Source organism: Paenirhizobium daejeonense (assembly GCF_014280875.1).
Taxonomy (GTDB): domain Bacteria; phylum Pseudomonadota; class Alphaproteobacteria; order Rhizobiales; family Rhizobiaceae; genus Allorhizobium; species Allorhizobium daejeonense.
Genome location: NZ_JACLAL010000014.1, coordinates 18,729 through 31,775, shown reverse-complemented (window position 1 = coordinate 31,775; position 13,047 = coordinate 18,729). Strand labels below are relative to the sequence as shown.

Genomic DNA, 13,047 nt, shown 5'->3' with positions numbered 1-13,047 from the left:
GAACCCCCTTAATCGGCCGCGTTGGCGGCGTTCTGGATGGATGAAAGATTGTCATTGACCGAGCGATCCGTGCCGCCGGACGACAGGATTTCGCTGTCGGCGTCGGCGGCCGCGACCACGGCGCAGCGCGGCCAATCCTCGCGCGGCACCTTCATCGCCTCCAGGATGACCGGGTCGCAGCTATAGGGATTGACCTTGCTGTCGGACTTCAGCGTCTTGGCGGTCTCGGATGTTTTCGAAAGCAGCATCTGCATGCGTGCCTGCAGCAGCTCGTTGAAGAGGTTGCGGGCGGTGATCAGGTTGTTCAGCAGCTCGGCATTGACGGCGCGGGCCTGTGTGTTGTCATCCCAGGCATCCTGGTAGATCCCGGAGGCGCCAACGGAGGCCGACAGCGCATCGATACGCCGGCCTGCCTCCTGGACGCGCGCCGAGCTCGCGTCGATGCCCGAGACAGCCCGGTCGACCGCGCCGGCTGCGGCGCTGTTCGAGCTGCGCGTCGCTCCCGAGCCATAGTCGACATAGGATTTATACGAGGGCGAGGCGATGTCCTCGATATTCGAGCCGCCGGCATAGGCGTTGAACCAGGTGTGGTTCCGTCCAACTTTTCCCGCCCAGTTCTTCTGCTCGGCCGCGGTTGATCCGTTGTACCAGGAGGCGAGGCAGTCATAGTCGGTGCTGCCGCATTTGTTGACGCCCATGCCGAGGTATTTGACGCCGCCCTCGATATTCTCCTCGTTGATGTCGCGGTCGAAGCCTATGCCCTTGCCGGTCCGCTTCGTCAGCTGCATCACGCCCTTGACGCCGGTCGGCGATCCCGAGCACGTCGAAATCCCGGACTCCGCATGCGCCACCGACAGCGCAAGACCCACCGGGACATTGTACTTTTCGGCATAGTGCTTGATCAGTTCGACGTTCTTGGCATCCTCTTTCACCGCCTGCGCCGGCGAACGGTAAAGCCGCCGGTTCTTCTCCTTCTGGGAGATGTTGCAGTTGGTGACCTCCTGCTCCTCGAGCTGGTCAGCTTGCGTTTCCGTGTCCTTTTTCGAGTGCTCCTCGTCCTCGGCGCGCTTGTCCTTCACATCGTCATCGATGACAGGAATATCTGCCCATGCCGCCGGCGCCGGCGCTCCGGCCATTGTCGCGGACAGCAGAAGAATGATCGCTCTACGCATCGGTCGCCTCCGGGATGGTCCAGCCGCAAAAATGGGGAAGCCACGCCGCCGGCGCCTCGCCATAGGTCTCACGCAGCGCCTGGCACTCGCGCACGGTCTCCGGCCGCCCGGACAGCACCTTCACCAGATCGGGCATCGCCGAGAGGTCAAGCCGGGCGATGATCGAATCCTGCGCATGCTTAATGAGAAAGGTGCGGCTTGCCTTGTCCGCCTGTTTGACGAAGCGGAATTCCTTCTCCGACAGGCCGAACGCCTTGCGGTAGCTTTCCTCGTCGGCGGATGCGTTCGGGAAGAAGATGTTGGTCATCGTCTGTTCGATGATCGTATTGCGCAGATCGGAGCGCACGACGTCGGCTGCCGATTGCGTGCCGAAGCCGACGATGCCGTTCATTTTGCGTATGGTTTTGAGCCAGTCCTTGATGAAGCCCGAGAACACCTCGTCATCGAGCAGGCGCCAGCCCTCATCGAGGAAGATCATCGAAGGGCGGCCGTCGAGGATTTCTCCAATTCGATGAAACATATAGAGGAGGGCGGCCGAGCGCGTTCGCTTGTCGGAGAGGATCTCCGTCATGTCGAAGCCGATGACCGAGCCGTCGAAGTCGAGCTTGTCCGTTGGGTTGTTGAACAGCCAGCCCTTGTCGCCCGTCGTCCATTCCTTCAGCCGGTCGGCCAGGTCGCCGATCCCTGACCGCATCCGCCCGCGCATCGCTTCGGCAAGCATGTCGAGCCGGCGATGCGGCCGCTCGAAATCGGTATAGATGCTGTCGACCGCATCGGAGATCACAGCCATTTCCTCGGCATTGAGCACCCGGTCCGAGGGCGTGACGAGATAGGAAACCAGCGTCTTGCCGAAGCTCCGGTTTGCCGGCGTGTCGTCGAGCTGCAATGGCGCGAAGCCGGACGGTTCTCCCGGCGATAGCCGCTCATACCGGCCGCCCATGGCGCGGACAAAAATCTCGCCGCCCCTGTCCTTGTCGATGAAGACGCAGCGTGGGCGCGGCTGGATGCGCATGCCCTGGGCGAGCAGGAAGGAGAGGGCGACGGTCTTGCCCGAGCCGGTCGGACCGATCACTGTGAAGTTGCCGACATCCGCCTCATGGAAATTGAAGAAATAGGCCGTCTGGCTGGTGGTCTCCAGCAGCGAGACCGGCATTCCCCAATGGACCTTGTGCGTCTGCCCGGACGGGAAGTTATGCGCGGAGAACAGGCCGGCGAAGTTTACCGACGAGATCAGGCCCTGCCGGGCGATATAGGCGAAATTGGTCGGCAGTTGCGCCCACCAGGCGGCTTCCTGATTGAGGTCTTCGCGCACGGCGACGACGCCCATGCGCGCCAGTTCGGCGGTGACGTCGGCCACGGCCCGGTTCAGCCGCGGCAGGTCGCGCTCGAGCACCGCGACGGTCATATGGTGCTTGCCGAACACGACTTCGCCCGACGCCAGCCGATCACGCGCCGTCTCGATATCGTCTTCGACGGCCGTGCCGCCGTCGTCGGAGTTGGAAATCTGCCGGCTGATCGTGGCGATCGCCTCCGTGACCGTGGTGCGGTCTTCCGGCGCGAAGGAATGGGTGAGAATGAACTCGTAGGGAAGACGCAGCACGCCGTCGAGCTGGCCGGGTGTCGTCATCGGCGGATATTCCTTGATCGACACCATCGCCGCGACCTTCGAAGTCGCGCCGTCGGCTGACCAGATCTCCGTCGCCTTGCGGCCGAACATGATCCGCCCGGTCCCGACATAATCGGCGAGCGACATGCGGGGCAGGGGCATGCTGCGCTCATCGCCGGCGGCGAGGATTTTTGCGAAGAATTCGGCCGGTTCGGAATAGAGACCGCCATCGCGCGTCACGCAGGACAGGATCTCCGGGCGGTAGGTGCGGAAATCGCCGACGATGCCAGAGACCATGTCCTTGAGGTCGCGCAGCGCCTCGCCCCTGGCCTCAACCTCGTTGTCGGCCATGCGGAAGATGTCGAACATGCGGTCGACCTTGCCGGCGCGCCCGGTCATCGGGCGCCGGATCACTGTGAGGTACAGCTCGTTGACGAACATCGTCCGGTGCTGGAGGCCCTCCATGTAGCGGGCGTTCAGCTCGTCGGCGAAGGGATTGTCGAAATCGCCATCGATGGCAGGCGCGATCTTGCGCCGGACAATGGTGGCATAGAGCGCGAAACGCGACGAGCCGAGCGAACGAACCGTCATGTTGCGGTTGGCAAGACGCGCGTTGATCTCCGCCTGGTCCATGGTCTGGTAGGGCAGGCCGGAAAGCCGGATCACCTGCAGCAGCAGGCCGGACTTGGTGACGATTGTCTCCTCGTCGACATGGCGAAGGTAGGGAACGTGCGTGCCGATCCCGAGATCGCGAGCGCACTCGCGTCCGAACTTCAGGTCGTGATTGACGATGTTCATGGGGCGTAGCTCCCCGCTTTCCAGAAGCGCCGGTTTCGGATCGCGCGCCGCATCGAAAGGAACACCTGGGCCACACGGACGATGTGGATGTCGCGCTGGCACAGGTACAGCCCAATGAAATGGACCGGCAGGACGACCAGCGGCGCGAGAAAGCTCGACGATGCGATGAAGATGACGATCCCGAAGATGCCGTTCACCACGAACACGATGATATCGACCCCGAAATATGTCGGCGGCCGGGTCAGCGGCTGGATGAGCGGTTCGACGTCGGGCGCATCGTCACGCATGTCAGACACCCCCTGCGGCCTTCATGGCGTCGACCAGTTCGGCGGCGCCGAAGATGATCGCGATGCCGATGACGATGGAGATAGCGCCCTGCCAGGCCATGCGGCCGGTCAGGAACAGGAAGCCGAGGAAGCAGACGGCGATGATGGCGAGCGAGCGGGCGACACTGCCCTGCAGGACGCCAACGAACCATTCGAGGATGCCTTCGACGGGCGCGGCCGACTGCGCACAGGCAAGTTCGGGCACCAGGGCGATCGTGGTCGCGAGCAGCGCCAGCGACAGGACGGCCTTGCCGCGCGGGCGCGGCGTGATCGGGGTATTGCTCATGCGAAGTCCTTCATGTCTTGGGAGGATGAGATCTGCGGGGCCGGCGCTATTCGGCGGTCCAGACGTGCTGGTCGCGCCAGGGCGAAGGCGCCAGCGCAACGGTCTCTTTGCGGGGGAGGCGGTTTCCGGCGCGCTTCTCCTGCGCCACTGACGCCTTGGCGTTCAGCGTCCAGCGGTTCATCACCTTGACGATATACTGGGCGGTCTCGTTGAATTCGGGAATGCCGCCCTTCTGGTAAACGCGCTCGGGGCCGGCATTGTAGGCGGCGAGCATCAGCAGGGGATCGTCGAATTCCCCGTAGAGCTTCTTGAGATAGCGGACACCGGCGCGGATAGTTTCTTCCGGGTCGCAACGGTCGGTCACGCCATAGTCGGAGGCGGTTTCCGGCATGAGCTGCATGATGCCGACGGCACCCGCATCCGAGACCTGGCGCTGACCGCCGGCGCTCTCGACGTCAACCACAGCGAGCGCCAGATCGGGGTCGAGGTCTTCTTCGGTGGCGATGGTCCGCACCATCTCCAGAACGCGGTCCGTATCGACCGGAGCGCAGGCGTGCGCTGCGATCGGCGAGGTCGTGACGAGGAGGAAAAGCAGGATGGTTTTCAATTCGAATGTCCGGGTTGCCGCGTTTGCGAATAAACTATAATTAATTCGCCAAGGATTCCTCTGTCAATTCAGAAATGGCTTTTCCTGCAATGCACAAGCAACTCAAGGTTCTCAGGATCGCCGCTTGGCTCCTTGTCGGAGGCGCGGGATTCGCCGTTGCGAAGGGTGAAGATCCCTATCGGGAGCCATCGCCAAACTACCTTCGACAGTTCCGCAATGAGGGGGCGAAGACGTTCGTGCTGGAGCGCTTCGACGCCGAAGGCAGGCTTGCAGCGCGGTCTGTGGAAAAGCTCGATGGGGAGGTCGAAATCGGCGGCCCGGTCGAGCGGATGATCGCCGGCCGGCGGTTCACACTGCGCGGCCTGAACGCGTGCCCGACGGAGAAGGTCGTCTATAACCGGGTGCAGTCCTGGAGCTGCGCCGACGCGGCGCGCGACTATGCCGGGGCGGTCTATAACAGGCGCGCCAGCGTCATCCTCTGCAAGACCCTGTTGCTGACGCCGGCCGCTGGCGAGACCACTCCGGCGTCCTGTTTCGTCCTCGTCGGCGGCAAGGGTGAGCCGTTCAAGACCGTCAACGATGACGACAGCATGGTGTTTCTCGGCCTCGCGGCAATCGGACGGACAGACGACGGCCGATCCCGCCGGCCGGACCTCGAGGCATCGCAATCGCTTTCACGCTCGATGGGGTTCCAGGATGCGGATTGAGCTCTCCGTCGCCCTGGCCCTGCTGCTGGCGACGACCGCGCGCGCGCAGGAGGAGACCATCTCGTTTCCTGCGGCCGTGAGTTTTGAAACGGGCGATAGCTGGCAGTACGAAGGCCGGAAATTCAGGCTGTTCGGCGTGCAGGCGTGCATTCGAGGGACGATCTATCGTGCTCCTGACGGCGCGGAAAGCGATTGCGGCATGCAGTCGATTGCCTCTCTTGCGGCGCTGTTCTCGACGGGTTCGATCGGGTGCCAGCCCGTTGGACGGGCCAAGGACGATGCGACCTTCGTCGTCTGCGCCGCCCAGCTCGACAATGCCACCGTCGATGTCGGGACCGCGCTCATCTCTTCCGGCGCGGCCTTCGCCGCTGTGTTCCCGTCCGGTGCTCCGGTGTCCGCCGCCTATGCGGTCGCCGAATCATCCGCGAGGGATAAGGTCAGTGGCTTATGGTCGGGGACGTTCGCCCATCCTGTTTCCGTGCTTCTGGACAAGTGACCAGATCGCCGTGAAATCGACATGCAGGCACTCGGCGATGGCGCCGATCTCCTTGACCGTCAGGCGGTGCCAGGCGCCGGCCTGAAGGTATTCCAGCCGCTCTTCCGAAATACCCGTCATCTCCGAAAATTCATGGAGCTTCGTCCCTCGCTGTCGAAGCTCCTCCGCGAGGAATTGCACAAGGTCAGCGGCACTCTCAATGGCCATTTGCGGTCATCCTTTCCTTGTCCCGTCGCACGGCGTCGAAGGTGCCGACGACGCTGGTCCTGTTCGCGGCGTATGGCGGAGGATCGTTCGATAAGCTGATGGCGGAGCGGGCGGATAGGATTCCGCCAGACCCTTTTTGTCGCGCAACCCTTACACGAGTCAAAAGAGGCGTTTTCGCGGCGACACGGCTTTTTGGTTGGTCTGCGAGTAAAATATAATTACTGTTGTGACTCGCTTCGTCAGAAACCGAGTGGTGGAGGTGCCATGCCGTAGACAAAATAAAACCCGCCTCGGAGAGACGGGTCGAGTGACACACGAAAATGTGCGCAAAAGTCTTATAGCCACTGATTTTTTCGCACATTGACGCCGCCGCTGCAAGCTAATTCTTGCCACGGATACGTGTGCCCTGCGCGCCGGTCCCTCCCTGATCATCGCTGAATATGGAGAGATCATGCTTGCCACGATCCGAACGGCCTATGGGCCGAGCCTATTGGCGCGCCTGCTTGCAGCCGGTACGCATCAACAAGTCGACGAATGCGCGAAAGCGGCCTGGGTGTTGAACGGCGAAGGACTGATCGCCGACGAGGAGATGGAGTATCTCGCCCCGGTCATCGAGCACCGCCGAAAATCGATCGGCGCTGGTCCGCGTGCGGTTCAGGCGAAGCATTGTGCCCGTCATTGCCGCCCGGCGATTCCTTTGCAGAAGCGGGCTGCTTGCTGGCTTCGCCGGCGAGGTCTCGCAAAGGACTGCATCATTCCGACATCCTTGGCCCAGGCCTTCACCGTCAGCAAGCTGGCTGTACTCTCGGTTATCGCTCGTGCGGTCATGGAGCGCGGCCAATCGACGATGTCACTGCCTGAAATCGCCGCGCGCGCCGGCGTCGGATGCACGACTGCGCGTTATGCCATTCGCGATGCTGCCAGGAAGGGTCTTATCAGCGTGTCCGAGAACCGGGTCAACGGCTTCTGGAACCGCCCCAACACGATCAAAATTGTATGCGGTCGATGGCTGCGATGGCTGAAGGAACGCGCCGGCTATGGCGCTGCGCGGAAATCGGCCGGACGAGCGACAGATGATTGCCAATTTACCCCCCTCAGAAAGCCGATCCCCACGATTGAAATTGTAAGATTCAATTCGCAAAGCGCGATACTGCAGGGGTCAATTGGGGGGGCCTCTTCGCTATGCTGCAGAGCCTGCATCGAGTTGCGTAGCGGGGAAGTGCTGCTGGAATAGGGCTCGGAGCGCCGGCATCACCTATTTTGCCCGGTTGAGGGCGAATCTAGTGAAAATTCCGGGCCTTCACCTTCAGCGTATCGAGATGCAGATCTTTTACGTACATGTCGCGAGGGCGCACGGCCGGCGCCTGGCGATCGCGCGGGTCCGGGCCGCCGCCATGGGCGAACTCATCGCCGCGCCCGGCCGGTAGCCGAAATTCGGTATCGCGCTCCGACAGGCTCGACAGATCGACGGAGAGATCGAACAGCTGCTGGGCGATGAGATGCACGACCTCGCCCTCACGCTGGATCCTGCCGTTGATCGCCATCATGGACGAGCCGAGCACGACGCGCCGGCGCCGCTCGAACAGCTTTGGCCAGACCACGACATTCGCGGGGCCGGTCTCGTCCTCGATGGTGATGAACATGACGCCCTTGGCGCTGCCCGGCTTTTGCCGGACTAACACCAGGCCGGCGGTCATCAGCCAGCGCCCGTCGCGCGCGGCCATCGCATCCTGGCAGGAGACGATGCGCCGTTCGGAAAGGTCGCGGCGGAGGAAGGAAAGCGGGTGCTCGCGCAGCGTCAATCCGGTGTGGCTGTAGTCCTCGATGACATTGTGGCCCTCCGTCATCTGGCGGAGCTCGACATCCGGCTCCTGCTGCTCGGCGATGGTGCGCGCTTCGCGCTCGGCCGCGGCGGCAAAGAGGGGGAGGGGTTCGTCGCGCAAGGCCTTGATTGCCCAGATCGCGTCGCGCCGCTCAAGCCCGAGGGAGGGCAGAAAGGCGTCGGCCTCGGCGAGCTCCACGAGCGACGCGGCCGGAACGCCGGAGCGGCGCCACATATCATCGACGCTGTCGAACGGCTGGTCGGCACGGGCCGCGGAGATTTTTGCCGCGTCAGCGGTCGCCAGCCCACGGACCATGCGCATCCCGAGACGGACAGCGTGCCGCTCGCCATCCCCGACCGGCTCAAGCGTACAGTCCCAGCGCGAGCGGTTGATGCAGACCGGCCGCACTTCGACGCCGTGCCGACGGCAATCGCCAACGATCTGGGCGGGCGCGTAGAAACCCATAGGCTGGGAGTTCAACAAGGCCGCGCAGAAGGCATCCGGATAGTGGCATTTGATGAAGCTGCTGGCATAGGCGATCAACGCGAACGAAGCGGCATGCGACTCCGGGAAACCATAGGAGCCAAAGCCCTCGAGCTGGCCGAATGTCTTCTCGGCGAATTCCGCCGAATAGCCGTTGTCGATCATGCCGTTGACGAGCTTGTCCTTGAAGCGCGAGACGCCGCCCGTGAACTTGAAGGTGGCCATGCTTTTCCTGAGCTGGTCGGCCTCGCCGCCAGAAAACCCGGCGCAGACCATCGCCACCCGCATCGCGGATTCCTGAAACAACGGCACGCCGAGCGTCTTGCTCAACACAGCCTCAAGCTCCGGCGTTGGATATTCCGGCTGCTCCTTGCCTTCCCGACGCCGCAGGTATGGATGGACCATATCTCCCTGGATCGGCCCCGGTCGGACGATCGCTACCTGGATGACGAGATCGTAAAATGTCCTGGGCTTCATGCGCGGCAACATCGACATCTGCGCGCGGCTCTCGATCTGGAATGTTCCGAGGGTATCCGCGCGCCGGATCATCTCGTAGGTCCGCGCGTCCTCGGGCTCGATCTTCGCGAGATCGAGATCACGGCCCTTGTGCTCGCGGATCAGGTCGAAGGCCTTGCTCATGCAGGTCAGCATGCCGAGCGCCAGCACGTCGACCTTCATGATTTTGAGCGCCTCGACGTCATCCTTGTCCCATTCGACAATCCGCCGATCCTTCATCGTCGCCGGCTCGATGGGAACGAGGTCATCGAGGCGATCGTTGGTCAAGACAAATCCGCCGGGATGCTGGCCGAGGTGCCGCGGAGCGCCCATCAGCTGCTGGGCGAGCTTCAGCGTCAGGACGAGACGCCTATCCTCCGGGTTCAGGTTGAGTTCGCGGACGTTGCGATCGCTGACCTCCTCCGACCATGACCACATGCCCGACGAGAGCGCCTTGATCACGTCCTCCGGCAATCCCAGCACCTTGCCCACATCCCTGATGGCGCCTTTGGCGCGGTAGCGGGTGACGGTCGCGCACAGGGCCGCCTTGTCATGCCCGTAGGTCTTGTAGATCCACTGGATGACCTCTTCGCGCCTGGCATGTTCAAAATCGACATCGATGTCCGGCGGCTCGTCGCGCTCGCGGGATACGAACCGTTCGAACAGGAGGTCGTTGGTCTCGGGATCGATGGAGGTGATGCCGAGAATATAGCAGACGGCGGAATTGGCGGCCGATCCGCGTCCCTGGCAAAGGATGCCTTGCGAGCGCGCGAACCGCACGATGGAGAACACCGTCAGGAAATAGGGCGCATATTGCATCGCCTTGATCAGGTCGAGTTCGTGCCGGACGATCTGCAGCGTCTTGGGCGGGAGGCCCTCCGGGTATCGGTCGGGCACGCACTGCCAGACATAATGCTCGAGCGAAGCCTGCGCGTCCTTGCCGGGCACGATGGCTTCTTCTGGATATTGGTAGGTCAACTCCTCGAGGCTGAACTTGCAACGGGCGACAATCTCCATCGTCCGCGCCAGCGCCTCTCTATACCGGGGAAAAAGCCGTTCCATTTCCTCGGGCGGCTTCAAGAAACGATCGGCGTGCCTTTCGCGCTCGAAGCCGACGTCATCGATGGTGGTGCTGGTCCGGATGCAGCTGACGACATCCTGCAGCTGGCGCCGCTCCGGATCATGAAACAGAACGTCGTTCGTCACCACCGGGCGAACACCGAAGCGGGTGGCGAGGTTCGACAGATTGTGCAGCCGCAACTGGTCGCGCGGTCGGCGGCGCAAGGTCAGCGCCATATAGGCGCGATCGCCGAAGATCTCCGCCATCTTGCGCAGCTGCACCGCGCAAGTCTCATCCGGCAGATCGGGGACGAGCACGCCGATCAGTCCTTCCGCGTATTGGGCGACGTCATCGAGATGGAGAATGCAGTTCGCCTTGCCACCTCTGGACTTTCCGAGCGTCAGCAACCGGGTCAGCCGGGAATAGGCGGCACGGTCGGTCGGATAGACGAGGATCGACATGCCGCCCTGAAGGTCGAGACGACAGCCGACGACCAGCCGGATCTTCGTCTCGCGCGAAGCTTCCAACGCCCGGACAATGCCTGCAAGGGAATTGCGGTCGACCACACCAAGCGCCGAGATACCAAGTGCCTTGGCCGTCTGGAACAGCTCGTCGGCCGACGATGCCCCGCGCAGAAACGAGAAATGGGTCGTGACCTGAAGTTCCGCGTAGCTCATGCGAAGATCCCATGCAGGAACCAGCGGTGCGAGCCGGTGGCCGGATCGACGCCGTCGCCGCTGCGGAAAATCCACAGACGTTCGCCAGTTTCGTCTTCGACGACGAAATAGTCGCGCACCGCTTCATATTCCGCGTCGCGCGTCCACCATTCGCCGAATATACGCTCCGGGCCGTCGGCGCGCTTGACGCGCCGGCGCTTGCCCCGCCAGGTGATCGACACGGGCGGGTGGTCAGGCATCAGGGCGATCACCTCGACCAGCTCCGGCCGGGGTAGCAGGCGGACCGGCCGCGGCCAATGCTGGGTCCAGGTCGCGCCGGCCGCGACCGCCGCCGGATCGATCCGCCGCACGCTGCGCTCCGGAACGTCGCTCGCCACCGGCATCACGCGATAGACCCGCTGGCCGCGATTGGCGAAGACGTCGATCAGCGGCACGACGTCCGTCGTCTGGTCCTCGACGAGCGAGGACGCCTTCTGAACTTCTTCCAGCGGCTCGGTCATCACGGCGACCAGCGTCAGCCGCTCGATGCCGAAGCCGGGCTCGATCTTCTCCGTCCGGTCGCGGAACAGCTTGGTGAGCCATGTGACGTCGCGCGACGGCTTGGCCGTGCCGGCGCGAATTGCCTGCCGTGTGCCGTCGACTTTTTCGACGATGAGGTCGGTGCGGCGAACACCGTGCCCGCGTCGCTGCAGCTCGCCGACAAGCCGCGTCACCAGGCCAGCGACATAGCGGTTGATGGTCTCGGCCGCGCCGATGGGCTCGGCGAAGGTTTTGGTGACCTCGACAATATCCGGCGTGCGGATGGGATCGATAGGTTCGGCCATGCGCCCATATATCTGATCGAGTCTGCGGCCGATCTCCGGCCCGAAGCGGAGGGCGAGGGGCGCGCGCGCCGTCGCCGACAGCTGGCCGACCGTTTGGAAGCCCAGCGTTCTGAGGTCGGTGACGATCTGGTCGGGGAGGCGCAGCAGGGAAATCGGTAGACGCTCGACAGCGTGACCCGTCTTGCCCGGCGGGACGATGACGGTTTCGCGGGCGATGGCGCGAGCACAGGCATGTGCCGCGCCCCAGGTGTCGGCGATGGCGACGCGGGCGGTGAGGAACTTGGCCCGGAACCGGTTGGCGGTCGCGGTCACCATGAGCTGCTCGCCGCCCTGCAGATGGTCGGCGCCTTCGGTGTCCATGACAATCCCGTCGGGCGCATCCATGGCGACGATTGGCGAATATTGCGTCAGCGCCCAGAGCGTGATGCGTTCGAGCGCAACAGCGTCGGCCGCCGGATCGGCATCGACCAGCATTAGGTCGCGAAACAGCGCCTGGGCTTTTGCCGCCGGCATCCCGACCTTCACCCCGACCTTCCGAGCGGCCGCGTCGGCTGCGGCCACCCAGCGCCGGGAACCGCTGCGCGCAATCACCGCGATCGGCTGCTCAGCCGGCAGCGAAGGATCGGCCCGCCTGATCCTGTCGGTGGGCAGGTCCGGTAGATAGATCGAGACGACCCGAGGCATCACAGGCTCCAACGATAAACTCAGCGCACTCGCCCGCTTTCACGCGCATAATTTCCAGCAGCCAGTTCGGCCGTCCGACACAGGGGACCGGCAATTCCTCGGAGGGCAGAACGCTCACCCGCCATCGCGTGGTCGAGGCGGTCGGCTGGCCGTAATCCGACGCCTCCGTCGGCCGCCGCCAGCGCCGGACCACCAGCGCCATCGCGCCGGTCTTTTCGGCGGCAAGCTGCAGCCGCCGGCTCGCCACCATCGGCAGGCGCACCAGTTCGGCGACGACGGCGCCGAGCCCGCCATAGGCAAGCGCCTCCTCGGCATTGGCGAGGACGTCTTCCTCCTTGTCGCTCTCGACGAAATAGACACGGTCGGGATGCAATCCCACCTGGGCCAGCGCCGGGAAAAACAGATCCGGGCGCGTCAGGCACCAGACAATCGGTCCCGTCGTTCGAGCCGCGATGCCGGCGGCGAAGAGCGCGGCCGCAGCGCCATCGACCGCGCCGGCGCCGCCACCCGAGACTTCATGGAGCGCGCCATAGGCCAGGCCGCCGCCGGGCAGGGCCGCGTCGATCTCCGCCACGTGAAAAGGGAGGACGGATCGGGCATGCGCCGCACCACCTTCAAGCTGGCGGATGCGCTCGCGAAGCTCGGCGATTAAAGGATTTGGTGCAGGCTTTGACACGGCAGAAAGGGCGCTCCTTCAGGGGTTTCCAGCAGCGGGTTAAGCTGATATGTTCCTTTTTTGTTCCTAACGCTCTGACGAGTCAATCCACCCGAAAAGGCGTTTGAGATCATGACGGTC

General features: G+C 63.6%; 12 protein-coding genes. 3 read left to right on the top strand and 9 right to left on the bottom strand.

From position 1 onward, the window contains the following. Positions 1–8: 8 nt before the first annotated feature. The 5 genes from H4I99_RS23280 to H4I99_RS23260 are packed head-to-tail and all read right to left on the bottom strand — an operon-like array spanning position 9 to position 4,795. Positions 9–1,172, bottom strand: coding sequence for a transglycosylase SLT domain-containing protein (locus H4I99_RS23280; protein WP_163906454.1), 1,164 nt, complete (start codon positions 1,170–1,172; stop codon positions 9–11). Beyond that, positions 1,165–3,576, bottom strand: coding sequence for a VirB4 family type IV secretion/conjugal transfer ATPase (locus tag H4I99_RS23275; protein WP_163906451.1), 2,412 nt, complete (start codon positions 3,574–3,576; stop codon positions 1,165–1,167). The genes H4I99_RS23280 and H4I99_RS23275 overlap by 8 nt, the downstream gene beginning before the upstream one ends. Beyond that, positions 3,573–3,863 carry a VirB3 family type IV secretion system protein gene (locus tag H4I99_RS23270; protein ID WP_137934773.1) on the bottom strand — a complete coding sequence of 97 codons (291 nt, stop codon included), beginning with the start codon at positions 3,861–3,863 and terminating at the stop codon, positions 3,573–3,575. Before H4I99_RS23270 ends, H4I99_RS23275 begins: the two co-directional genes overlap by 4 nt. A gap of 1 nt (position 3,864) precedes the next feature. Continuing rightward, the gene (locus tag H4I99_RS23265) at positions 3,865–4,188 is read right to left on the bottom strand and encodes a TrbC/VirB2 family type IV secretion system protein (protein ID WP_163906449.1); all 324 of its coding nucleotides are present in this window, start codon (positions 4,186–4,188) and stop codon (positions 3,865–3,867) included. Between the two features lie 46 nt (positions 4,189–4,234). Further along, on the bottom strand, positions 4,235–4,795 hold the full coding sequence (locus H4I99_RS23260; protein ID WP_163906447.1) for a lytic transglycosylase domain-containing protein: 561 nt from the start codon (positions 4,793–4,795) through the stop codon (positions 4,235–4,237). 74 nt (positions 4,796–4,869) lie between these two features. On the opposite strand from H4I99_RS23260, the gene H4I99_RS23255 reads away from it, so the two are divergent. Both H4I99_RS23255 and H4I99_RS23250 read left to right on the top strand, forming a co-directional pair. Beyond that, entirely contained in the window at positions 4,870–5,502 is a 633-nt protein-coding gene (locus tag H4I99_RS23255; protein WP_163906445.1) for a hypothetical protein, read from the top strand. Then, positions 5,492–5,998: a thermonuclease family protein gene (locus H4I99_RS23250; RefSeq protein WP_163906443.1), complete on the top strand. Its 507-nt coding sequence runs from the start codon at positions 5,492–5,494 to the stop codon at positions 5,996–5,998. Before H4I99_RS23255 ends, H4I99_RS23250 begins: the two co-directional genes overlap by 11 nt. On the opposite strand, the gene H4I99_RS23245 is transcribed toward H4I99_RS23250, so the two are convergent. Continuing rightward, on the bottom strand, positions 5,948–6,205 hold the full coding sequence (locus H4I99_RS23245) for a hypothetical protein (RefSeq protein WP_163906441.1): 258 nt from the start codon (positions 6,203–6,205) through the stop codon (positions 5,948–5,950). The two genes, H4I99_RS23250 and H4I99_RS23245, sit on opposite strands and share 51 nt — an antisense overlap. Before the next feature lie 451 nt (positions 6,206–6,656). Here H4I99_RS23245 and H4I99_RS23240 point away from each other — a divergent pair, with 451 nt between their 5' ends. Further along, positions 6,657–7,439, top strand: a complete 783-nt coding sequence (locus H4I99_RS23240; protein ID WP_163906439.1) for a hypothetical protein — start codon at positions 6,657–6,659, stop codon at positions 7,437–7,439. 46 nt (positions 7,440–7,485) lie between these two features. On the opposite strand, the gene H4I99_RS23235 is transcribed toward H4I99_RS23240, so the two are convergent. Genes H4I99_RS23235 through H4I99_RS23225 form a run of 3 tightly spaced genes read right to left on the bottom strand, consistent with a single transcriptional unit; the run spans position 7,486 to position 12,927 of the window. After that, a complete protein-coding gene (locus H4I99_RS23235; protein WP_163906437.1) occupies positions 7,486–10,743 on the bottom strand; it encodes an error-prone DNA polymerase in 3,258 nt (1,085 codons plus the stop codon). Further along, positions 10,740–12,251, bottom strand: a complete 1,512-nt coding sequence (locus H4I99_RS23230) for a Y-family DNA polymerase (RefSeq protein ID WP_163906435.1) — start codon at positions 12,249–12,251, stop codon at positions 10,740–10,742. The genes H4I99_RS23235 and H4I99_RS23230 overlap by 4 nt, the downstream gene beginning before the upstream one ends. After that, entirely contained in the window at positions 12,172–12,927 is a 756-nt protein-coding gene (locus H4I99_RS23225; RefSeq protein WP_163906433.1) for an ImuA family protein, read from the bottom strand. The genes H4I99_RS23230 and H4I99_RS23225 overlap by 80 nt, the downstream gene beginning before the upstream one ends. Positions 12,928–13,047: the final 120 nt, after the last annotated feature.